At 61.7% G+C, this 23,004-nt stretch carries 16 protein-coding genes; 11 read left to right on the top strand and 5 right to left on the bottom strand.

Going from position 1 to position 23,004, the window contains the following annotated elements; genetic code table 11:
• Window positions 1–28: 28 nt before the first annotated feature.
• Entirely contained in the window at window positions 29–442 is a 414-nt protein-coding gene (locus tag R3F07_05320) for a hypothetical protein (protein MEZ5275780.1), read from the bottom strand.
• Between the two features lie 459 nt (window positions 443–901).
• Here R3F07_05320 and R3F07_05315 point away from each other — a divergent pair, with 459 nt between their 5' ends.
• Entirely contained in the window at window positions 902–2,563 is a 1,662-nt protein-coding gene (locus tag R3F07_05315) for a glycoside hydrolase family 43 protein (protein ID MEZ5275779.1), read from the top strand.
• Window positions 2,564–2,643: 80 nt separating this feature from the next.
• On the opposite strand, the gene R3F07_05310 is transcribed toward R3F07_05315, so the two are convergent.
• Window positions 2,644–4,764 carry a carbohydrate binding domain-containing protein gene (locus R3F07_05310; protein MEZ5275778.1) on the bottom strand — a complete coding sequence of 707 codons (2,121 nt, stop codon included), beginning with the start codon at window positions 4,762–4,764 and terminating at the stop codon, window positions 2,644–2,646.
• Between the two features lie 89 nt (window positions 4,765–4,853).
• Here R3F07_05310 and R3F07_05305 point away from each other — a divergent pair, with 89 nt between their 5' ends.
• Window positions 4,854–5,909 (top strand): fatty acid desaturase, encoded by a 1,056-nt coding sequence (locus R3F07_05305; GenBank protein ID MEZ5275777.1) that lies wholly within the window; start codon window positions 4,854–4,856, stop codon window positions 5,907–5,909.
• A gap of 88 nt (window positions 5,910–5,997) precedes the next feature.
• A complete protein-coding gene (locus tag R3F07_05300; GenBank protein MEZ5275776.1) occupies window positions 5,998–7,122 on the top strand; it encodes a uroporphyrinogen decarboxylase family protein in 1,125 nt (374 codons plus the stop codon).
• Here the strand turns inward: R3F07_05300 and R3F07_05295 are convergent.
• Window positions 7,116–7,637 carry a hypothetical protein gene (locus R3F07_05295; GenBank protein ID MEZ5275775.1) on the bottom strand — a complete coding sequence of 174 codons (522 nt, stop codon included), beginning with the start codon at window positions 7,635–7,637 and terminating at the stop codon, window positions 7,116–7,118. The genes R3F07_05300 and R3F07_05295 overlap by 7 nt on opposite strands.
• A 176-nt stretch (window positions 7,638–7,813) precedes the next feature.
• Between R3F07_05295 and eda the strand changes: the two genes are divergently transcribed.
• Window positions 7,814–8,479: a bifunctional 4-hydroxy-2-oxoglutarate aldolase/2-dehydro-3-deoxy-phosphogluconate aldolase gene (eda, locus tag R3F07_05290; GenBank protein MEZ5275774.1), complete on the top strand. Its 666-nt coding sequence runs from the start codon at window positions 7,814–7,816 to the stop codon at window positions 8,477–8,479.
• 16 nt (window positions 8,480–8,495) lie between these two features.
• On the opposite strand, the gene R3F07_05285 is transcribed toward eda, so the two are convergent.
• Complete coding sequence (locus R3F07_05285) at window positions 8,496–9,287, bottom strand: SDR family NAD(P)-dependent oxidoreductase (protein ID MEZ5275773.1); 792 nt, start codon at window positions 9,285–9,287, stop codon at window positions 8,496–8,498.
• 229 nt (window positions 9,288–9,516) lie between these two features.
• On the opposite strand from R3F07_05285, the gene R3F07_05280 reads away from it, so the two are divergent.
• Entirely contained in the window at window positions 9,517–10,818 is a 1,302-nt protein-coding gene (locus R3F07_05280) for a DcaP family trimeric outer membrane transporter (protein ID MEZ5275772.1), read from the top strand.
• A gap of 73 nt (window positions 10,819–10,891) precedes the next feature.
• Complete coding sequence (locus tag R3F07_05275; protein MEZ5275771.1) at window positions 10,892–12,301, top strand: OFA family MFS transporter; 1,410 nt, start codon at window positions 10,892–10,894, stop codon at window positions 12,299–12,301.
• An 8-nt stretch (window positions 12,302–12,309) separates the two neighbouring features.
• Here the strand turns inward: R3F07_05275 and R3F07_05270 are convergent, their stop codons facing one another.
• Window positions 12,310–15,225, bottom strand: a complete 2,916-nt coding sequence (locus R3F07_05270; GenBank protein ID MEZ5275770.1) for a dienelactone hydrolase family protein — start codon at window positions 15,223–15,225, stop codon at window positions 12,310–12,312.
• A 182-nt stretch (window positions 15,226–15,407) separates the two neighbouring features.
• Here R3F07_05270 and R3F07_05265 point away from each other — a divergent pair, with 182 nt between their 5' ends.
• From R3F07_05265 to R3F07_05245, 5 genes are all read left to right on the top strand, one after another.
• Window positions 15,408–17,105, top strand: a complete 1,698-nt coding sequence (locus R3F07_05265; GenBank protein MEZ5275769.1) for an FAD-dependent oxidoreductase — start codon at window positions 15,408–15,410, stop codon at window positions 17,103–17,105.
• 271 nt (window positions 17,106–17,376) lie between these two features.
• A complete protein-coding gene (locus R3F07_05260; GenBank protein MEZ5275768.1) occupies window positions 17,377–18,303 on the top strand; it encodes an aldo/keto reductase in 927 nt (308 codons plus the stop codon).
• Window positions 18,304–18,574: 271 nt separating this feature from the next.
• Window positions 18,575–19,414 (top strand): hypothetical protein, encoded by an 840-nt coding sequence (locus R3F07_05255; GenBank protein MEZ5275767.1) that lies wholly within the window; start codon window positions 18,575–18,577, stop codon window positions 19,412–19,414.
• A 191-nt stretch (window positions 19,415–19,605) separates the two neighbouring features.
• Entirely contained in the window at window positions 19,606–21,345 is a 1,740-nt protein-coding gene (locus R3F07_05250; GenBank protein MEZ5275766.1) for a sodium/solute symporter, read from the top strand.
• Between the two features lie 132 nt (window positions 21,346–21,477).
• The gene (locus R3F07_05245) at window positions 21,478–22,956 is read left to right on the top strand and encodes a glycosyl hydrolase family 28 protein (GenBank protein MEZ5275765.1); all 1,479 of its coding nucleotides are present in this window, start codon (window positions 21,478–21,480) and stop codon (window positions 22,954–22,956) included.
• Window positions 22,957–23,004 lie beyond the last annotated feature (48 nt).

The following is a 23,004-nucleotide window of genomic DNA, read 5'->3' as shown; positions in this document are numbered from 1 at the left end:
GGATTCCGTCACAACCGCAAAGTCCGGATCACCCTCTCTGATCCGCGGGGTCCTGAACCCTCTCCAGCAATACGATCCAGTCGTGGTCACCCCGGACAGGCGGAGGACAGCACCAGTTGCCATCCGCATCGGCGACAATCGGGCCGACCCTCTCCTCGTGCCCGGTGGCCGGATCGAACCGGGAGAAGTGCCAGGACGACAGGGCTCCCAGGTTTCGCTGAATGATCGGCCCGGCGTGGGGAACGTAGGTGACGCGGAGTTCACCCTCAATGCCCGCCGACTGCGGTCCATGCAGGTTCATGTCCGGCGAATGGACCAATCCCCATGGCTGATCGCCCGAACCTCCCAAATCGATCGCTGCCGGCCAGGCCCCGTCGTCGTAGTCGTGACTTTCCCATCCGCCGATTTTCCCGCCCCATGCTTTCCACCCCTGGTCGGTCACGATCCGTTCCACCCTGCCCCCGCATAGCGGATCTCCAGGCAGGCAAGCAGACCTCGGAGCTCTCCATTCTCGGCTCGGTGTTCGCAGCAGATCGTGAGAATGTTGCGGCCCGGTGGGAATCAAAGGGTCGCCCTGGCGTTTCCATTTCGGGAATGGAACGTGTCTTCACCCGATAAGTCAAGAGAACAGCGACGCATCGCCGCCGACTCCCGACTCCATTCCATCCTGGAACAGACCGACCAAGACTGAACGAGCCTGTTTGCTTTTCGCCGCGTCCTCATTTCGCTGTTTTCAACGGCGTTCGAATGACTTGAGTACACGCCGACGTCTCGAAACCCGCACCCGGTTGATCGACCAACCTCCCACCGCCAACCCTCGTTAACATTGACACGTTCAATTATCTTCTGCGCACTGACGCTCGCTTTGACTTCGACCGATCTACGCCCTGCCGAACCGGTGGTGTTTGAATCCTTCAAATACACCGGCCGCGATGAAGTTTTCGCGACGCCCCTCCGGCCCGGCGAATTCCGCAATCCGATCCTGGCCGGCTACTATCCCGATCCCAGCATCTGCCGGGTCGGCGATGATTACTACCTGATAAACTCATCGTTCGCCCATTTTCCCGGCATCCCGGTTTTCCACAGCCGGGACCTGGTCAACTGGACTCAGCTCGGCAACGCCATCAGCAGGCCCGACCAGCTGCCCTACGATGGACTGGGCCTCACCCGCGGCATCTTCGCCCCGGCCATCAGCTTTCACGACGGCCTCTTCTACATCGTCTGCACCTTCATCGATGCCGGCGGCAACTTTTTCGTCACGGCCGGGGATCCCGCCGGACCCTGGTCCGATCCCATCTGGCTGGATTTCGACGGGATCGATCCCTCCCTCTTCTTCGACGAGTCGACCGGACGCGCCTGGCTCGTCAACAACGGCCCACCGCCGGACAACCGGCCGCTCTACGACGGACACCGCGCCATCTGGATCCAGGAATGGGACGTGGCCGCCCGGCGCCCCAGCGGTCCCCGCAAGATCATCATCAACGGCGGGGTCGACCTGAGCACAAAACCGGTCTGGATCGAGGGCCCGCATATCTACCGGCACGGCGACTGGTATTACCTGACCTGCGCCGAGGGTGGAACCTCCGTCAACCATTCCCAGGTCGTCTTCCGCAGCCCGGAACCCGACGGACCCTACACGCCCTTCACCGATCATCCCATCTTGACCCAGCGTGATCTTCCGGCCGACCGCCCACACCCGGTCACCTGCACCGGTCACGCCGACCTGACCATCGGCCCGGACAACCGATGGTGGACGGTTTTCCTCGGCTGCACGCCGTATCTTGATAACCACTACAACACCGGGCGCCAGACCTTCCTCCTGCCCGTCACCTGGATGAACGACTGGCCTGTCATCCTCGAGCCCGGCCTTCCCGTGCCTTTCGTCGAAGAGGGCCCGCTCGGTGCCGGCCTTCGCGAACCCGCCGGCAGTCCGGAGGTCCTCGCCCCCGCGTTTCCCCTCACCGGAAACTTCACCTGGCGCGATGAATTCGATCGCGCCGAACTGGGCGACCCCTGGCTCTTCCTGCGGGCGCCGCTCGAATCCTGGTGGTCGCTCGTTGACGGCACCCTTCGCCTCACCCCGCGTCCCGAGTCCCTGCGGGATCGCCACAACCCGACCTTCATCGGTCGCCGCCTCCAGCACAACCGCTTCACCGCGGAAACCACCCTGCGCCTGCCCGCCGAATCCGGTGTCACCGCCGGCCTTTCCGCCTACCACAACGAAACACACCACTACAACTTCGGCGTCCGCCGCCCTTCGGCAGCCGCAGACACCTACGAGATCTTCGTGGAAGCCGTCGGCGGCCCGACCGAAACCGCAGCGATCACCTGGAGTCAAGTCGGCGACACCTTTGAGACCACACCCGGGGCAGAGATTGTTCTGCGTCTGACCGGCGACGATGAAGCCTACGTCTTCACATTTTCGACCGACCGGGGCCTCACCTGGAGACAAGTCGGCGACACCTTTGATGCCCGCCTCCTGAGCGTCGGCACCTCATACGACTTCATCGGTGTGCTCCTCGGTCTCTTCGCTCAATCAGATCGACCCTCTCATCTCCCCTGATGACTCATCCCTCGAATGCGCCGTCCGGGCTGGCGTGAACACCTGAAGACAACCGGGTCGGTCGAGATTTGCAGGAAGCCCTAGCGCGCGCTGGTGACCTTGTAGAAGAGCGGAAAATCCGAGGCCTGGGTGTCCAGGATGGTCGTGGTCGTCTGACCGAAACGATACTCCGGCTTCTCGACCACCGCCCATCCTTCCTGCGAAAGCGAACGGTTCCTCCACAACTCCGCCTCACCCCCCGCCACCGACTCGATTTCGAAACGGGCGACTCCCCCGCGAAGAGAATAATCGAGCACCGCAACCGGAAGACCCGCGTTGATCGATTGATCCAGATCGATGACGAAAGTGGTCAGGGAACGCGCCGGCAGAACAACCGTGTCGGCCGTGTCAACCGATGCAAGTTCCTGGAAAAACGTGCTGTCCGTCGACTGGTAGGCACTTGCCGACACCACCGACAGGGAGGGCAGATCCCAACTGACCGACTGACTCCCGGAACCACGATTGAGGGCGACCACCACGACCCGCTTACCGTCCGGACTCACGTAGGCCGTCGCCCGACAGAGAGCCGATTGTCCGGTCAATTCGAGGCGCTGGAAACCCTGATCGATGAATTTCGAGTAATGCTTGATCGTGTAGTAATGGGGTCCGACCGAATAATCGCCACCGGCGGTCAAGCCGATCGCCGCCGACGGCGAACCGGCATCCCAGACCAGCTCCCAATAAATATAGGCGGCGGCGTTCGCCTCGGTCACCGAATGGTGGATGGCCAACGCCGTATCCAGCCAATCCATACTGCTCTTGGAGAACTCCGTCATGAAGTTCGGCTTGTCCGCGTAATCTGTCCGGATCGCGTTGAGCTCTCCGTGTCCCTCCATCGAGGCAGCGCTGGAAAAGTTGTAGAGGTGATAGGCGTAGGCGGCGAGGTGATCCTTGCCCTTCAACGGAGCCGTGAACTCCTCGAAGGTATTGCTTCCCCATGACACCCAACCCACGTTTTCCACTTCCGGCCCGATCATCAGCGGCGGATTCTCCCGGTCCTTGATCCGGTCGTAGACCCGGTCGAACGCGATGGTGTAGCTCGGGTAATCTTCGGTCTCCCAAGGCCGCCAGGCACAGGTATCCCAATCAGGCGTGATGAATCCCGGCTCGTTCTGGATGCTGATATAGTCCGGCTCAAACCCGATATGGTCGAGCGAGTCGACCCAGTACTGGGCCAATGCATCGTAGACGAAAACTCCGTCCTCCTTCTTCAGGGTTCCCTCCCGCTGGCTGCCGTTGCTCTTGAGCCCGGCCGGCGGGCTCCACGAACTGAGCAGGACCTTGACCTCGGGGTCTGCCGCGCGGGCAAGCTGGAAAAACTCCCTGGTTGCGAGGAAGTCGGACCGTTCGCTCCCGATCTGTTCGGGGTCGGTCGTCGCGGGATAGCCGTCCGGGTAATACCAGTTCTTGAAACGGATGATGTCGCCCCCGAGTTCCTCGAAAAGAAGCGCCGCCAACTCCGCCTTGTGCGGGCTGGAAAGCACCCGTTCACTGTACCAGGTCAATGCCCCACCGAAACCGACCATCATCTGGTGTCTCTTTTCCGGCACGATCCTCAGCGTGACCGGGTCGTTCTCCGACGTATCACCCTCCAACGCCAGGTTGTCGAACCAGTAGGTCCCGGGATCAAAATGATGCATTTTCAGCTGCGGCGCCGTCTCCTGGGCGGCGAATGTCCAGGAATAATTCGCCCAGGCTTCGGTCAGCACGAAATCCTTCGAGAGGTAGCTGTTGTTCTGGAGGACCATGCGGGCGGTCGATCCGGCCGCCGCGGCCCTCGCCTTGAACTCCAGGGTGTAGGTCTGTCCGACAGACAGATCCAGCGTCGGGCCGAGCGTCTGGGCATCCCAGGGATTGGCCCCGGCCTGGCTCAAGATCACCTTGAGCGAATTCGCGCCGGCATAGGGAGCCGCGGTTTCCAGCGCATAAGCCGCCACCGCTGTTCCCCCGCTGAGATTGTTCCAGCCGGACATGCCGCCCTCAAAATCCCCATTCGTGACCAGGTTCGCCGCCGAACAGAGCCGGACGGACACAATCCCCACGAAAACAGGAATCACCCATCGGAAATCCATCATGGCGATACCCAACGCAACACCTGCCGGAAGGTCAATCCGGAGGTCGATTTCGTCCGGGTTGGTCGCCGTCCGGAAGACCGGGCGCAATCCGCGGCGGCCATTGATCAAAATCTTGCCTCCATCGCTCCGAAGGCGTATCGGGAACAGAAACTGAGCAGAACCTCAGAACGACCCGTATGAGCAATGACCTGAAGAATGTCGCCACCGAACAGGCAGCCTCCGGGCCCCGGCCCGCTCCCGTCTCCTGGTACCGGACTCCGATCGAGACCGGCCTGCTGAAGGAGCTTCACGAGCGGAGCGATCTCCGCGGATGGTTCCAGACACTCGGTTATCTTGGCGTGCTTGCCCTGACCGGGTCCCTTGCGTTTTACTCCGCCAGTCACTGGCCGGTCGGGCTGACGGTGGCCCTGGTCTTTCTGCACGGCACCGTCTTCGCCTTCCAGATCAACGCGGTCCACGAACTCGGTCATGGCACCGTTTTCCGGACCCGCGCGCTCAACGCCTTTTTCGACCGGGTCTTCTCCTTCCTCGGCTGGATCAATTTCCACATGTTCGAGGCGAGTCACGCCCGCCACCACCGCTACACCCTGCACCCTCCCGACGACCTCGAGGTGGTTCTGCCCCTCAAGGTGATGGTCCGGGATTTCTTCCTCAACGGCTTCATCAACCTGCGCGGCTTCTGGTGGACCCTCAAGTATGTCGTGCGCATCGCCCGGGGCCGCTTCGAAGGCGAGTGGGAGTTGAAACTCTTTCCGGCTTCCGATCCGGAGGGTCGGAAGGTCCCGGTCCGCTGGGCGCGGGGCCTGCTGCTCGGACACGGCCTCATCCTCGTTCTCTCCATCGTATTCAAACTCTGGATGATACCGGTGCTCGTCACCCTCGCCCCCTTCTACGGAGGATGGCTCTTCTTCCTCTGCAACAACACCCAGCACATCGGCCTCCAGGACAACGTCGGCGATTTCCGGCTCTGCTGCCGCACCTTCACGCTCAACCCGGTCGTCCAGTTCCTCTACTGGCACATGAACTTCCATATCGAGCACCATATGTTCGCGGCGGTTCCCTGCTACAAACTGGGGCGCCTGCACCGGACGATCCGCCACGACCTTCCGCCCACGCCCAAAGGCATTGTGGCCACCTGGAAGGGAATCGCCGACATCCAATTCCGACAGAAAAGGGATCCGGACTACCAATACATACCCCCGCTTCCTGATCGCGCCGAACAGGCCACTTAATAGGCGACGGATCGGACCCTTTGAGGCTTCCAACCGGCACTGAACGGGCGCACCATGGATGGCGCCCTCCCACACCATGAACGCATCCATGAACGGGCGAGAACGTATCCTCACCACCATCCGACATGAGGAGCCGGACCGGGTCCCCGTCTCCCCACGGATCTGGGCCTGGCTGAGATCCGAGCACGGCGACGACAGCCTGGCCACCCACCTGAGGGCCTGCCCGGATATGGACCCGATGTTCATCATTCCCCAGGGCACGCCCAACTACCTGGACTCGTGCCCGGATGCCTACGACCTCCCGGGGGTCTCCGTCGACCAGAGCAAGTCGATGGAGGGGGAACTTACCGTTATTGAGAGGACCTTCCGGACGCCCGCCGGCGTCCTCTCCGACCGGACCCTGGTTCCACCCGCCGGGGGGAAATTCGGCGTCTCACCCAATCCGTTCCGGACCGAGCATCTGGTCAAGTCTCGCGCCGATCTGCCCGCCCTGCGCTACCTGCTGCCGCCGATCAACCGCAACTTCGACCACCTCGATCAGGCGAGGAAGGAGATCGGCGATCGCGGCGTCATCATGGTCACGATCAACAGTCCTCTCGATTATCATGCCGGCTGCGCCCGCGATATGCAGGACCTGATGATGGATTATTACGACGATCGGAGCCTGTTTGACGAATTGTTCCGTCTCTTCCGGCAGCGCTGCCTCGAACAGATCCGTGCAACCCTGGAAGGAGGCGCCGAGTTCATTTTCGGCACCTGGTTCTTCAACTCGCTCTCTTCCGGATGGTCACCGGCCATCTTCGAGGAGGTCTTCGTCCCACAGATCCGGGAGCAGGTCGAGCTCACCCACGAACTTGGCGGATTCTACGACTATTACGACGACGGGAGACTGAAGGATTCCATGGAGATGATCGCCTCGACCGGCATCGATATTCTGGAAACCTGCACCCCGCCCCCGACCGGTGACTTTCCATTGGCCTCGGCCAAACAATCGATCGGCGGCAGGACGACAATCAAAGGCTATGTCGACCTTCTCCATGTGGTCAAAGACGGCTCACCGGCTCTGATCGAGCGGACAGTCCGCCAGGCGATGGAAATCGGTAAACCCGGCGGCGGATTCATCATCGGCAGCTCCGACAGTTTCCGCGAAGGCACGCCGCGCGAAAATGTGGAAGCTTATTTCAGGGCCTGCCTGCGCTACGGAGTCTATTGATCGACCGGCCGCTTCCCCGTCATGTTGAGCAGTGCCTCGGCCCTGATATAGTCCAGAGTGATCACTTCGAGGGTGCCCCCGATGACATCGCCTTCGATCGTCCCGGATAACACCTTGCCGGTGATTTCGGGCTCCTTCCGGTCGATCGTCGTCCACGTCTTCATCTCCACTTCGCTGCCCGACATGTACTTGGTCAGCTTGCCCCGGCGGCCACCGGAATTGGTTTCCATCAACGCACGGATCATGAAATCGGAAAACGGCTCAGGCTGAGTGTAGTAAACCCGGACGCACTTGTCCTCGACCATTGTCACCACAACCGTGACCCCATCCACCTCGAAACGGATTTCCTGCATGATCTCACCACCATGGCTCCCCCGGTAAATCTCGGTCGAAATCGGATCCCCATAGTGGGCCAGCACCTCGTCGGTCGTTTCGCCGATTCGGGCCCGACCAGGAGTGGCGCAGGCGATGGCCATAAGGATCAACGCGAATACAAGCTTCAATGACTTCATCATGAATGGAAGTGGCTTAAGGTTTCCCCACACTCTGCATTGACCCTTTCGAAGCGTCAACCCAACCGGAAATTCCTCCCGTCATTCATGTTTTGTCGTGGCGCCTCAAGCATTTTCCTGTTCATTGTTTTCCTTCCGATTCACCTCTCTCCCAGCCCGTAACAACCCGGAAACCTGTCATGAATCCTCCCTTCCCGATTGAACTCCAGAAAAAGGTCGAAGCCAGCGGCGTCGTCGCGGTTCTCGTCATTGACGAGGTCAAGCACGCCGTCCCCGTCGCCAAAGCCCTCCTGGCCGGTGGAATCTCGGCGATGGAACTCACCCTGCGCACCCCGGCCGCGATCGAGGCGACCCGCGCCATCCGATCCGAAGTGCCCGAGATGTTGGCCGGCGTCGGCACCGTCATCCGCCCCGACCAGATCGCCGAGGTGGCCCGCGCCGGTGCCGCGTTCGCCGTGGCCCCCGGATTCAATCGCAGGGTGATGGAGGCGGCGATCGCGGCAGGCATGCCTTTCGCCCCGGGGATCGCGACCCCGACCGATATCGAGTCCGCACTGGAATTGGGCTGCCGCCTGCTCAAGTACTTCCCGGCCGAACCGTTCGGCGGAATGAACACCCTCAAATCGATGGCCGCGCCCTACCAGCACCTCGGCCTCAAGTACATCCCTCTTGGCGGCCTCAGCCTCAAGAATATGGCGTCCTACCTGGAGAGTGCACTCATCGCCGGACTGGGCGGCTCCTGGCTGGCTCCACGCGACCTCATCAAGGCCGAGAATTGGGCCGCAATTGAGTCCAACGCCCGGGCCGCCTCCGGGGTGGTCAAAGAGATCCGCGCCCGCAAATAGGGAGTGCGTCGGGACGCTACTGGAGCGATTGGCCCCCGTCGATATACACCTCGGTCCCAGTGGTATGGGAGGAGGCGTCGGAAGCGAGAAAGACGATCGTGTCCGCAACCTGGCGGGGTTCGCCTCCGATCCCCTGGGTCAGCGGAATACCCCGGTTTGATGAGGTCCGCTTCACGCTGATTTTGTCCAGATTGCGGCTCACGGAGTTGCGGCTGATCTCGGTGTGGATCGCACCCGGGCAGATCGTGTTCACCCGGATCCCGCTCGCCGCCAACTCAAACGCGATCATCCGGCCGAAGGCCACCTGGGCGGCCTTGGAAGTCGCATAGGCGGATGCGCCGGTCACACTGAAAGACCGGTTTCCCTGGATAGAGGATACAATGATGATGGAGCCTCCCTGCTTCTTCAGCAGGGGGACGCTTTCCCGGACGGTCAGGAAGGTGCCCCGCAGATTGATCGCCATCGTCTGATCCCATTCCTCCGGAGTGATTTCCTCGACCGGCGCCCAGACCCCGTTGATCCCGGCATTGGCCACCACGATGTCGAGCCGGCCCCAACGGGCTTCGATTGCTGCAATGACCCCGCGCATGGCATCCGCCGAGGACACATCACCGACCAGCGCCAGTCCTTCACCACCCGCCTCCTGCACCTGACTGACCGTCCGATCAACCTCTGATCCGGTTCGACTCAGGGCCGCCACCCGGACCCCGGCGGCGCCCAGCGCGATGGCCGCTGCGGCGCCAATCCCCGAGCCGGCGCCCGTCACCAGGGCAACTTTCCCGCGCAATGTATCTGAGGAGGAGTTCATCGAAGTGGAAATGGAATCGTGGAGGAGTCGATCCAGAGACGCTGATCACCAACCATCCCGCCTGTCCAGAGCGACTCATGCTCCCGGAGCGCGAATCGAACGTCTTCAATCGAAGAAATGAAAAACATGAATTGAACCATTGATTTTTGCAAACGCACAACTAATATTATCTAATGTTACTCCGAATTAGTATAAGTTCGCGTAATTCAGGAGGACATTGATCTGATCCATGAAGAACCGGAGCATTCCCTTCCCGGTCCTGGTGCTGGCCCTGATGGCCTCGGCCCCACTATCCAACGCCGCGCCCTCCATGGAGGAGATGGAAGCCCGGCTCGTCGAATTGCAGGCCCGGATGGCGGAGATGCACATCCAGATGACCGCCCTCCAGGAAGAGCTGACCACGATGAAGGAAAGGGAAGCATCGGCAACTGCTCCCGCTTCCCTCGGTTCTCCTCCCCCGGCATTGCCGCCGCCAGCCGGAGCGTCGGCTCCCGCCGCCACTTCGAAGTTCCCTTTGCGCTTCTACGGGAAGGTCAAGTTCGATGCCATCTACGACTCGAACAATTTCGGGTCGGATGAGTACATCCTCTACATCCCCAGGAATGCCGACGGTGATGCCCAGTCCACCTTCACCGCGCGGGAAACCCGTCTGGGCATCGCCGTTGACGGCCCGGCTTTCGGAGACTGGAAGACCGCCGCCAAAGTCGAAACCGACTTCTACGGCAGCGCTCCAAGCAGCGGCAGCGGCAGCCTGCGCATCCGTCTGGCCTACGTGGACCTGACCAATGGCCAGACCTCGGTCCGGGTGGGACAGGACTGGCTGCCTATCGCGACCGCCAATCCGTCGACGACCAATTTCACCATCATGGGCTACAATGGAAACCTCTGGGGACGGATCCCGCAGATCACCGCCACCCAGCAGTTCGGTGAGGATTTCAGCGGTTTCGTATCCACTTTCCGGTGCCGCGACGAGGAAGACATCGAACACGGGTTGAGCTGCGATCTCGTCATGCCCTGGGTGGCCGCAGGCCTCCGCCTGCAGGGCCGTTTGCTTGACGACAAGAAGAACGCAACCCTGGCGATTGGCGGAGCGGTCCGCAATGGCGATGTCGAAGGCCGGTCCGTGACCCCCGATCTGCTCTCCGCCGAGTTCTCCATTCCCTGGAAAGCCCTCACCCTGAACGGGGAGATCTATTCCGGCAAGGGCATCGGGGCCGAATTCCTTCACCGCAACGGGGCCTTCAACCTGAGAGGCGAACCCATCCACACCCGGGGCGGTTTCCTTCAGCTCGGTCTCCAGGCCGCCGCCGCCGTCCGAGTGCACGTCGGCTATGGCATCGACGATCCCGACAACGACGACCTCGTCGATGACGAATTCTTCCAGAAGAGCACGTCCCTGTTCGGCAACGCGATCTATGCCTTCACGCCGGAACTCTCGGCCATCCTCGAAGGAACCCTGGTGGAGACGACCTGGAGTGACGGTCCGGAAGATGGCTACCGTATCCAGAGTTCCCTTGTCTTTGTCTGGTGAACACCGGCGACCCACGCCTGAAACGACCCTCGGAGAAACCAAACCTCAGCGACAGCCCAAAACCCGATCAGTCATGACAACGAAATCACAATCCAAGCGCTGGACCGTCATTGTCGGAGCCCTCATCGTGCAGGTCATCCTCGGCACTGTCTACGCTTTCAGCGTCTTCGTCCGACCCCTTGAGAACGAGTTCGGATGGGACCGCACCACCACCCAGTGGGCCTTCTCGACCGCTCTGGCGACCTTTGCCCTGATGATGATCCCGGCCGGCAAGCTGCAGGACCGGATCGGCCCCCGTAAAGTCGCCACGATCGGCGGCATCCTCCTCGGGCTGTCCTTCCTTCTCGGCGCCCTTCTCGTCAATGGCGACCGTCCCTGGGCTCTCTACCTGACCTACGGGATCATCGGCGGGGCCGGCATCGGCATGGCTTACGTCTGCCCGATCTCCGCCGCCATCAAATGGTTTCCCGACAAGAAGGGTCTGATCAGCGGCCTGGCCGTCGCCGGATTCGGTGCCGGCGCGCTGGTTTTTGCCGGACCCGCCTCCGCCCTCGTCCTCCCACCGGCTGAAACCGGCGAGGCCATCGGACTCTCCCAGATCGTTCTCGTCGGTCTCGGAATCAGCCAGGGTTCGGGTTTCGGGATTGGATGGAAGGCCTTCTTCATCCTCCACGGTGTGGTTTGCCTCGTCGCCGTCCTCCTCGGGGCGATGCTCCTGCGCAATCCGCCCGAGGGCTATCGTCCGGAAGGATGGACTCCGGCCAAGGCCAATGAAAAGCCCGGACGCGACGTCGACTGGCCGGCCATGTTGAACACCCCGCTGGCCTGCATGCTCTGGCTGACCTTCATCTTCGGGGCCACCTCCGGACTGATGGCCATCGGCCAGTGGAAACCGATGATGACCGGCATCCTTCACGGTCAGTCATTCGCTCCCGAATGGATGGGCGGATTCGGCCGCTTCGTCGAGCCGGTCGGCATCCTCGCCATCTTCAATGCCCTCGGTCGTATCTTCTGGGGCAAGATCAGCGATCTCATCGATCGCCCCCGTGCCATGATGATGATGTACCTGGCCCAGGGCATGGCCTTCATGATCCTGGTCAGTGCCCGTTCGCCCCTGACCATCTTTCTGGCCTCGGCCTGGGTTGGCCTGAATTTCGGTGGGAATTTCGCCCTCTTCCCGTCGGCCACCTCGGATTACTTCGGTTCAAAGCATTTTGGCATCAACTACGGCTGGATCTTCACCGCCTACGGTGTCGCCGGCATCCTCGGTCCCGTCGTCGGCGGTGTTCTTTTCGACGCCACCAAGAGCTACGTGGTCGCCTTCGTCTTTGCCGGAACCCTCTGCTTTCTCGCCGCCGGATGTGCAGTCGTCGTCTGGGGTCTCGCCCGGACCCGCGACCTCGAGATCGCCGAAATCATCAGCCACCCGGGAAGCGATCGGCCGACCGCGGACTTGAGCCCGGTCGGGTCCCGGAGAGGTTGAGAGGCCTCCTACAACCGGCAACTCCAGAGGCTCCCCCGGGATGAGAAATAGATCTTCCCGCCCAGAACCGCGAGACCGGCCGTGATCGGCACCGGAGACTCCGCGATGACGGTGATCCGGTGGTCCGATGGCTCCACCCGGAACACGGTCCTGCTGAGCACTCCGTAAATCACCCCGTCAGGACCTCGAGCCAGGGCCGGTCTCACCAACTCGCCGAGAGCGGAGAGGTCCTGCCGCTCCGTCACCTTTCGGGCAACCGGATCAAAGACGAAAAACTGCGAACCAGTGGCGAGTCCGCATACCCTGCCGTCCGCGCCCACCTCGAGGCTGAAGACCTCGGGCGCACCCGGGACGGGCACGGTCCGAAAGACCACCTCGCGTCTCGCCCAATCCATGAGGTAGAGCAGCCCCTCCGGCTCGGTCGCATGGCCTCCGCCCGGCGCATGAACGCTGGTTCCCCCCACGAGATCGCCCGAGGGCAGAGCCTTGAGCGTATGCGTGCTGTGCCGTGGGACGACCTGTTCGTGAGTCAGGAGAGTCTTTTTGCCGGTCTCCAGATTGACAATACCCAGCCCGCCGCCGACCTGCCCGTAGTCCATGAAACCCGCGGATACCACATGCACGCCATCGGGATGGGCGAGGCAGGTCCGTGGCCGCGAGATGTGCCGCTCAAACCGCGCCAGCACTCGAGGATTGGGCTCAACCGAGTCTTCGGGCACAAATGGCCTGTCGGGGTCGTGGAGATAGAAATCTCCCCACGGATAGGCAGGGCCGACCAGGTGCCGACCCTGCGCGGCCAAGGCACAGATGTTCCCGCCTCCGATCGCCTTGATTGCCCCGAGGTCGCAAACCTCGCGCGCCACCGGGTCATAGCGGAAGAAATGCATGGGGTGTGCGGTGCTTCCGTAGATCTTCCCATCCGGTCCCACTCCCAGGGTCGTGACGACTGCGCCGCCCGAACGGAACATGAGTTCGATTTCGAGAGTGCCATCACCGTCGGTCCCTTCGATCAGCAGACGACGTTCGGGCAATTGGCAGATGGCGCGTCGTCCGTCCGGAAGTACTGCCACCGTGTTCTGGAAACGACCGGCGCGGATCGGCAACGTTCCGGGAACCTGTTCCGGATCAACTTCCCGGATTCCTCCATCCGCCAGACGAAAACGTCGCCCGTCGGCTTCTCCATAGACCACGCCGTCGACCCCCGCCCGGACCACCGCCGTTCCCTGACCCCGCTCCGCCTCGGAAAGGAGCGACCGCGTCTCGCCGGAATCCGTATGATAGGCGACGAAGTTCCAACGCGCCGAACCGATCCCGGCATAGATCCAACCGTCGGCATCTGACGCGAGACTGTTCGGGTAATGCTCGGCCGGGTCCAGCTGACCATGATCCCGGAGTTCCCGGGTCGCCGGGTCAAATGATACCAGTCGCGCGTTGGGGTGACTCGCGGCATAGATCCGGCCATCCGGACCGTCCACCATGGCGGTCTCCACATAACAGGACTCGCCCGCCGCCGGCACACCGTGAAAGGTGAACTCCCGCAGGTCCGGATCGAACTCCAGAAGAGTCTTGCCGGCGAAGGTGTAGAAGCGCCCGTTCCCACTCAACATTGAGGCATAAGGGGCCCACTCGGCCCAGATATCCGATCGCGTGCTCTCGGGAAAGAAAACCTGCTCCGTCTCACCCGACTCGACCTCCGTGACCAGCAGCGATCCCAGTGGACTGAGATCGAGCAGCAGGGTGAGGACAAGCTGGCGACCCGAAGAATCACGCAGCGCAGCCACCCCGCGACTCTCGGAAACCGCAGAGGCCAGACCGAGGTCGGCGAAGCGGCTGTCCCGGACCAGGCTCGCACCTGTCGCGGCAGGATCCTTCAGGTGCTTGTCGAGCCATCCGCAAATAAGCTGCCGGGCTTCGTGGGGCGCCGCATGTCCCTGACCATGGGCATAGAACGCGAAGTTGGCCGCGGCCTCTTCAAGTTCGTAGACATCCATGACCTTCATCAGCATCAACACTCGTTGCCGGTAGGTCCAACCCGCGAGTTGCGGGTCGTCTCCGGCGATCAGATCGTTCAGCGCGGACAGGTCGAGAAAGGGCCGCGGCGCGATCAACGCCATGATCTCATGCATGTCGATCGGTGGCAGTCTGCCCTGCAACAACCCGGCGCGCATCGGCTTAAAATAGATATAGAAATGGTCCCGCGCCCACGCCTCGACCCTGCTGTTCTGACGAAAGGGAGCACAGCCGGAATTGGACACGGCCACGCGCACCCGCTCGTCATAAGCCGCCAGGAAATAGGCCCCATGTCCTCCGAGCGAATGACCGAGCACCCCGATGCGCGCAGCGTCCACTTCGCCAAGCGTCTCCAGTACATCGATCGCGATGGCATGCTCAAAGGCCGCCTTGCCCACTGCCGTCCACTCGGGATGCTTCTGATAAAACCGCGCCGTATCGTAGGGGCCCTCGGGCGGGATGCGCTCGCCCGCCACGAAATGATCCGGTGCGATCACCACGTAGCCGCGCCGGGCCAGTTGATCAAGGAAAGCCTTCTCCGGGTTCTCTTCCAGCCCGGCCTCGCGTTCCTTGCCGCGCGCATAAGTGCCGTGCAGCGAAACCACTGCCGGCCCGGGTGCCGTGAGCCCATGGGGAATGGCCAGGAATGCATGCGCCCGCTCATCCTTCTCCACCGCGTAGCTGATCAGGCGGCGCTCGTAGAGCCCCTCCACATCGACGACCTCGTGAACCCGCAGGTCCAGCGGCGGCTTCACAGGTTTCCGGTCGTCGCGGATGAGCTCTAGATAAAGGCGGTGCAGGATGGCCTTGCGAGCCCGCCAGTCTCCAGGGGTCTCCACGCCTTCCAGAAGATCGTCCCAGGAACTGTGGATGGGCTCGGGTTCACTGCGGAGACGATCGATCGGTTGGGTCATGGAGGTGATGACGCAAATCCGCCATCCGGATAGGCTGGAACGCTATCCAGTCGCCGACCGGAGGGTCAAGATAACCGATGGCTATCGGCCGATCCGAGCCTGTCACTCCTGATGGCGTGGCTCAATTTATTCTTGTTAATACGCATATGCGCATTTATCTTTTCTAATAAACCAAACTGAAAATGATCACAAATTCTACTTCCACCCCGGATCGACCCATCCGCTTCGTCATTGTGGGCGGTGTGGCCGCCGGTGCTTCCGCCGCCGCCCGTGCACGTCGACTCGCTGAGTCGGCCGAGATCATCCTGATCGAACGCGGACCCGATGTCTCTTTCGCCAATTGTGGCCTGCCCTACTTCATCGGAGGCGAAATCCCCGACCGCGCTGCCCTCGCCGTCCAGACCCCCCAGACGCTCAAGGCCCTGCTCAATATCGATGTCCGGGTCCGGACCGAGGCGACCCGGATCGACCTCAAGACGAAGACACTCGAGGCAACGCACCTTGCGACTGGAAAAGCCGAGATCATCCCCTACGACCATCTCCTGCTCGCCACCGGCGCCTCCCCCATCCGCCCGAATCTGCCGGGCATCGACGACCCTCGTATCCTGACGCTCCGATCGCTCGAAGACATGGATCGGGTCAAACTGAAGGCATCGACTGCCTCTCATGTCACGGTGATTGGTGCAGGGTTTATCGGACTCGAAATGGCCGAACAGCTCAAGCGGATCGGCAAGGAGGTCACCCTGGTAGAAATGTGCGACCAGGTTCTCCCGCCTCTCGACCGACCGATGACCCTCTTGATGGAGGACGAACTCCGGCGCAACGGGATCGACCTCGCCCTCGCCGACCCCATCGCCGCCTTCGAAGCGGACCTATCAGGCAAACTCGGCTGTCTCCTGAGATCGGGCCGCCGCATTTCAACCGATCTGGTCATTCTGGGGATCGGCGTCCGACCCGATACCGGATTGGCCACCCGGGCCGGGCTCGACGTCAGCCCTCGCGGACATATCCGGGTCAATGCCTTCATGCAGACATCGGCTCCTTCGGTCTACGCCGCCGGAGACGCGGTCGAGACCGAGGACCTCATCACCGGAACCCCGGTCGTGGTCCCACTCGGCGGCCCGGCCAACCGTCAGGGTCGAGTCGTGGCCGATCATATCTTTCTCGGCAGCCGCGCGCGTCCCTATCCCGGATCACTCGGGACCGCCATTGTCCGGGTCTTCGAAGTGGCCGCCGGTCTTACCGGATGGACCGAAAAACGACTGAACGCGGCCGGACTGCCCTATCACACCGTCACGGTAGGTGATCAGCACCATGCCGGCTACTTTCCCGGAGCAAAACCACTCACCCTCAAGCTCCTCTGGAATCCGGAGAACCGACGGATTCTCGGCGGACAGGTCACCGGCTTCGAGGACGTCGACAAGCGACTCGATGTCCTCGCCACCGCCATCGCCGGAGGTCTTACCATCGATGATCTCTGCCACCTCGAGCTGGCCTACGCGCCTCCTTTCGGCGCCGCCAAGGACATCGTCAATCTGGCCGGCTTCACGGCCACCAACGCCGATGATGGTCTCGTCACCATGACCGACACCCTGCCGGAAGACAAAAGCACCCAGATCCTCGACTTGCGCCCACCTGTCCTGGTCAAGGGTTATCCCATTCCCGACAGGACCGTCATCAATATCCCGCTCGCCATGCTCCGCGGACGGCTCAATGAGATCGATCGAAACCGACCGGTCGTCACCGTGTGCGCCCTGGGCAAGACGGCCTATTTCGGAGCACGGATCCTCCAACAAAACGGATACGATGTCACCACCTACTCCGGCGGCATCCGGGCACACTTCGATCCGCGAACCCCGTTCAAGCCACCCGCCCCCTGACGGACACCTGAGGACAACCGTTCCCCGTTCGGAAGGTTCCAGAAAGTGGAGCCTACGATCCGGTTTGTAACGTAATACGTTACAAACCGCCTTCCTCTCCGACTTCCATTCCTGGGGACAGCATTGGGGAGGACCGGCAACGGCGCCTTCCCGACGGGAAAAAGCTGCGGTTGTTCCGTGAATCGCCGGAACCCGGTCGAAATCGGTGATGCCTGTGCCCATCTCTCCGATTCAGTTGCCAATTCCGCGTCGATCCCCAAGTTACTTTGCCATGACCACCCTCTCAAGAGTGGCCGCTTTCTTTGCCGAGCAGGCCCGTAATCTCTTTCCGGACGGTGCTTCGCCGGAGCTTCTCGCCAGAGCCGCCACGGCAGCCGAAGCGCGGGGCCCCTGCCGGGCCGACGACCGCATCCCGATCGGCCCGAAAGGACGTCAGCTCTCGGTCAGCCGCCTTGCCGTCGGCTCCGGGACCGACGGATGGTTGGGATCCTCGGAACAAACCCGCAAACTGGGGCTGAAGGGTTTGAGCGATCTCTACCTCCACGCTTTCCATCAGCACAATCTGAACTTTTGGGAGACGGCCGACCAATACGGCTCGCATCCCCATGTGGGAAAAGCCCTCAAACAGGTTCCCCGCGACAAGATTGTCATCCTGACCAAGACCGTGGCAGAGACCCCGGAGGCAATGCGGCGGGATCTCGACCGCTTTCGCCAGGAACTGGGAACCGATCACATCGATATTCTGCTGCTCCACTGCATGACCTCGCCCACCTGGCCCGGGCAGATGCGCGGGGTCATGGACGTGATATCCGAGGCCCAGGCCGAGGGAATCGTCGGACTCAAGGGCGTCTCGTGTCATACCTTCAGTGCCCTCGAGGCGACCGTCGACGAGGCGTGGGTGGAGGTTGATCTGGCCCGGATCAACCCGGGGGGGCTCAACATGGATGCGGGGCCGGATCGGGTCGTCGTGGTGCTCGAACGGATGAAGCAGGCGAAAAAGGCGGTTCTCGGAATGAAGATTCTCGGCAACGGCAAATTGGCCGAGCACAGGGCGGCCTGTCTTCGTTTTGCGCTCGGCCTGCATTGTGTCGACGCCTTCACCATCGGATTCGAAAGCCGCGGACAACTTGATGACGTGGTCCGGCTGATCCAGCGGGCCATTCCCGGGGCTGCGCAGCCGGTCCGGGCACGTCGTTGAATCGTCGTCAGGCGTACGCGGTCATCCAGCCCGACACCGAATCCAACTCCGAAGTCCCGCTGGAACACCGATGCGCCGGCCAGGACTGTTTGTCTCGACCCGGCGCCCCGGCATCTCCATCCCCGGTTCGGGCGTAAAACCCGACACTCACACTTTGCCAATGATCTCACTTTTCCATTCACAGAGCTGCACGCCTCGATCTTTTAGAATAGCAGGAGCGGCGGCCGTCCTTTTCACCCTCCTGGGTGCCAGCGCAATCCAAGCCCAACCGGTGGGGAAACTACCGGCTGGAACCACCTTCAGCCGGCTGGAAGGCGTGGCCATCCACCAGTTCGCCGCCGACCTCGATGAGGGTGGCGACATCGGCCTGACCAGTGCCGGACTCAAGTTCGATCTTCTCCGCAGCCTCGGAGAGGGTCGTTCGGCCGGTGGAAGCCTCGGCTACACGGCCGACATTTACGACTTCGGAGGAACGACCGGTCTCGGACAAACGGGGCCCTGGGACACGGTCAACACCCTGACCCTCGCAGGTTACTATGGCTCTCCCCTCGGTGACGACTGGCAGTTGATGATCGCACCCTCGATCACTGCATCCGGAGAGTCCTCAGCTTCCTTCAGCGACTCTCTCACCTTCGGTGCAGTGTTCTCCTTTACGCGGGAAGTCAGCCAGACCCTGACGATCGGGCTTGGTGCGGGTCTCTTCACCGGTTTGGAGGACACCCGTGGATTTCCCTTTCTCGCCATCCGTTGGGAGTTCGCGCCCGGCTGGACCCTGCAGAACCCGTTTCGCCCGGGACCGGCCGGTCCCGCCGGTCTGGAAGTCGCCTACAAGACAGATACCTGGGAATTCGGCATCGGCGGGGCCTACCGTTCGTTCCGCTTCCGCCTCGCGGATGACGGTCCGGTTCCCAACGGAATTGGTGAACACAACAGCGTGCCCTTCTTTGTCCGGGCCACCCGTCCGCTCTCAGAAAATCTGACCCTCGACCTTTACGGCGGATTTCTCTTTGGCGGATCCATCGAGTTGGAGAACTCCACGGGCAACAGGCTTGCCCGGTCCGACTTCGACCCCGCCCCCATCGTCGCCCTGTCATTGAGCGGGCGGTTCTGAATCAGCGGATCGTCTCCTGCGGGTTGAGTTGAGTCACCCGCACCCCCGTCAGACAGATCTTCGTTGCGGGTCCACTAGCTTGACTGTCCAACAAGAGGAGCCGGCCCCTTGCTTGCCGAGGACCGGTTGCGGTCTAGGATCGCGATTTCCACGGCGCATCCCGGCGCTGCCCAGAACCCCTCACCAGACCGATGGACAAACCCGCCTCCGTCCTCCACTTCCTCGATTACGTCGCCTTCTTCGGCTATTTCCTCTGCCTCAGCCTCATCGGCTACTTTGCCGGCCGAAAGAAAGGAAAGAGCGCGGCCGACTACTTCCTCGCCGGCCGGTCCCTCCCTTGGTACGTGGTCGGCAGCTCCTATATCGCCGCCAACATATCGACGGAGCACTTCATCGGGCTGATCGGGGCCGCCGTCATCTACGGACTCTGTGTCGCCACCGGGGAGTGGAGCACGGTCATCGCCTTTACCTTCCTGATCTGGCTCTTCATCCCCTACCTCTTCAGTTCCAGGGTCTACACCGCTCCGGAGTTCCTTGAGAAGCGCTTCAACCGGCCGATGCGCAATGTCTTCGCCGGCGTCACTCTCCTCGTCAATGTGGTCGCCTTCCTCGGACCGGTCATTTACGGCGGCGCCTTCGTCCTGACCGAATTCTTCGGGATGAACGAGATCCTCGCCATCGTGGTCATCGCGATTCTTTCGGGCTTCTGGGCCATCTGGGGCGGACTCAAATCGATCGCCCTGATGGACGTCCTGACCATTGGCATCATGGTCTTCGGCGGGCTCAGCGTCACCGTCCTCGGCCTCATCCACATGGGGCATGGCGACGGCCTGATCGCGGGCGCCATCAACACGATTGAGATCAATCAGGGCAAGGTCGAATGGGCCGCCCAATGGATCAGTGCAAACGCCTCCAATATCTTCAAGGGGGCCGGGCCGACCGAGAGTTATGACCGACTGACCCTGCTCCAACCGATCAACCACTACGCCACCCCCTGGACCCATTGGGTCTTCAGCTTCTTCTACATCGGACTCTGGTACACCGTGATCAACCAGCACATGATCCAGAAGGTTCTTGCCGCAAAGGACATGTACCACGCGCGCATGGGCATGGTCTTCGCCAGCTTCCTCAAGCTCCTGCTGCCCTTCTTTGTCGTCGTCCCGGGTCTGATCTTCTTCGCCATGAAACCGGACTTCCTGATGAGCGGCGATTGGGCGGTAATGAGTGATCAGGCCAACCGAACCTACGTCCTCATGATCAAGGAACTGGTTCCGGTCTTCCTCGTCGGTATCCTCGTCGCCGCCCTTTTCGGCGCCATCCAGTCGACCGTCTGTTCCGTCCTCAACTCCACCTCGACGGTCTTCACTCTCGACGTTTACAGGATGTTCATCAATCCGAAGGCGACCGAGCGGCAGGAGGTCATCGTCGGCCGCCTCGCCGGCATTGTCATCCTTCTCCTCTCCATTGGCGTGGCCATCCTCCTGGCCACCGTCCAGAAGATGAATCTCTTCGTCTGGATCCAGATGCTCTACGTCTTTTTCGCTCCGCCTTTCTCCGCCACCTTCCTTCTCGGATCGCTCTGGCGGCGGGTCAGCGGATTCGACGCCCTGCTGGCCAGCATCGTCGCCTTCGCCTTCGCCATCACCCTGAAGATCCTCGAATTCGGCGGTGCGCTCCCTGACTGGATGATGCCCTTTGCCAATCAGGGCATGCTCGTCTGGGCCGTCTGCATGATCGTCTGCACTGCTTCGGCCCTGATCACACCGCCCCCGAGTCCGGAAAAGGTCAGCGATGATCTCACCTTCAACTGGAAGAAGATGGATTTCAAGGGAGGCCTGGGCACCCATTGGTGGAACAGTGTCACCCTCTGGTGGGCCATCGCCCTCGCCGGGATGTTCTTCTTCGTCTTCCTCTTCAGCGTCGTCCTCTGAAAAACATCCGATGGATTCACGCCTTCAGATTATAGCCACTTCGCTGTGTCGAGGCGCCCTCATGACCGACCCGAGCGCCGACCCAGCGGCGTTGCGACATCGTTCCCATCTTTCGATCCGCCCACCCAACCGATGAACTATCTGCATTTCGCATTGATGCTCACCCTCGCAGCCCTGACCCCCGGCCGGGCCGAGGACGAGCCGCTTCTCATCATCCATCCCTCCCCGGGCGATCTCAGCACGGTCGAAGGCCTCGAAGAGTCACCCCTCTTCGACCTCTCGGTCAACGGCCGGGACACTTTTGTCTACCGCGGTTTCGAGCTTGAGTTCAACAAATACGGGTTCGCCCGCAAAGGAGGCTCCTATGTCAGCTTTGCCTTCGCCCATGCGGAGGCCGTCGTCGAAATCACCACGGCCCGGCCGATAACATCGTTCTCGATCAAACCCCTGGTCCGGAAGGTCGAGCAAACCTCCCCGACCACCCTCCGGATCACGCTCGACCAACCGGCGAAATTCCTCCTGACGGCCGAACTCGAGGAACTCGGCGAGAACTGGTTCATCATCAGCGCAGAAGCCCCCCCGGAGGAGAAGATCGACCCCGATGACCCCACCGTGCTCTCCCTCGGTCCCGGCGTCCATGATTTTGGCCGGGCCTGGGACCCGTTCGTCGACGGGATCAAGACCCTCCACCTCTCCGGTGGTGCCGTTGTCACTGCCACGCTGCACTGCGTCGGCAAGGATGGCATCCGCATCATCGGCAACGGTCTTTTCGCCCAGGCCTTTCGACCCCACGCACGCCGCGAAGACCCTCTCCAGGCCGAGTGGTTCGGCGACGCGATGGGCGCCTTCTTCCGCGATTGCCGCAATCTCCGCTTCGAGGGTTACGCCGTCATCAACAGTCCGAGCTATCAGCTCGAGGTGGCCAATTGCGACGACATCGTCATCCGCAACCTCAAACTCCTCGGCTTCGGCGAGAACAACAACGACGGAGTCCACCTTTACAGCCGCAACGTCCTGCTCGAGGACTGCTTCATCGCCGGCAGCGATGACCGCGTCTGCATCACCGGCCTCTACGATTCCGAAGACCGAGAGGTCAAAACGCTCGAGGATCAGACCCAACGCATCACCGGGACCATCGTTCGCGATATCCATGTTCGGGATACGATCTTCTGGGGCCAGAAGAACGGCGGGGACATCATGTTGACCTGGAACGGAGCGCAAACCTGCGACAATGTCCTGATCGAGGACTGCGAGAGCATCGGGGCGACCAACAAGGGCTTTCTCGCCTCCAAACACGGCGGCTCCGTCTTCGTCACCAACGTGACCATCCGCAACATCCGCATCCATCACGACCGCTTCCTCTCACTCGAAATCAACCCGGCAGGAGTCTGGGGCGCCGGGGGCGGCGGAGTTCGCAATCTCCTTCTCGAGAACATTCGGATCAATGCCGATCCCGCCGATGTCGGCATCCGCATCCTTGGCCTGAATGATGTCGGCTCCTTCGCCAACCTGATCTTCCGTCAGGTCACCATGAACGGAGTTCTGCTGCAAGGCTTCGGGCAAACGGACATCGAAACCAACCCATTCATCCGGAATGTTATTTTTGAATGACACCACCCGTTTCGCATAATCCATCCTCGTTGCTCCCCCCCCTGCAGA

Source organism: Opitutaceae bacterium (genome assembly GCA_041395105.1).
Taxonomy (GTDB): Bacteria; Verrucomicrobiota; Verrucomicrobiia; order Opitutales; family Opitutaceae; genus B12-G4.
The sequence above is the reverse complement of the archived record's forward strand: the minus strand, read 5'-3'. Positions and strand labels throughout refer to the sequence as shown.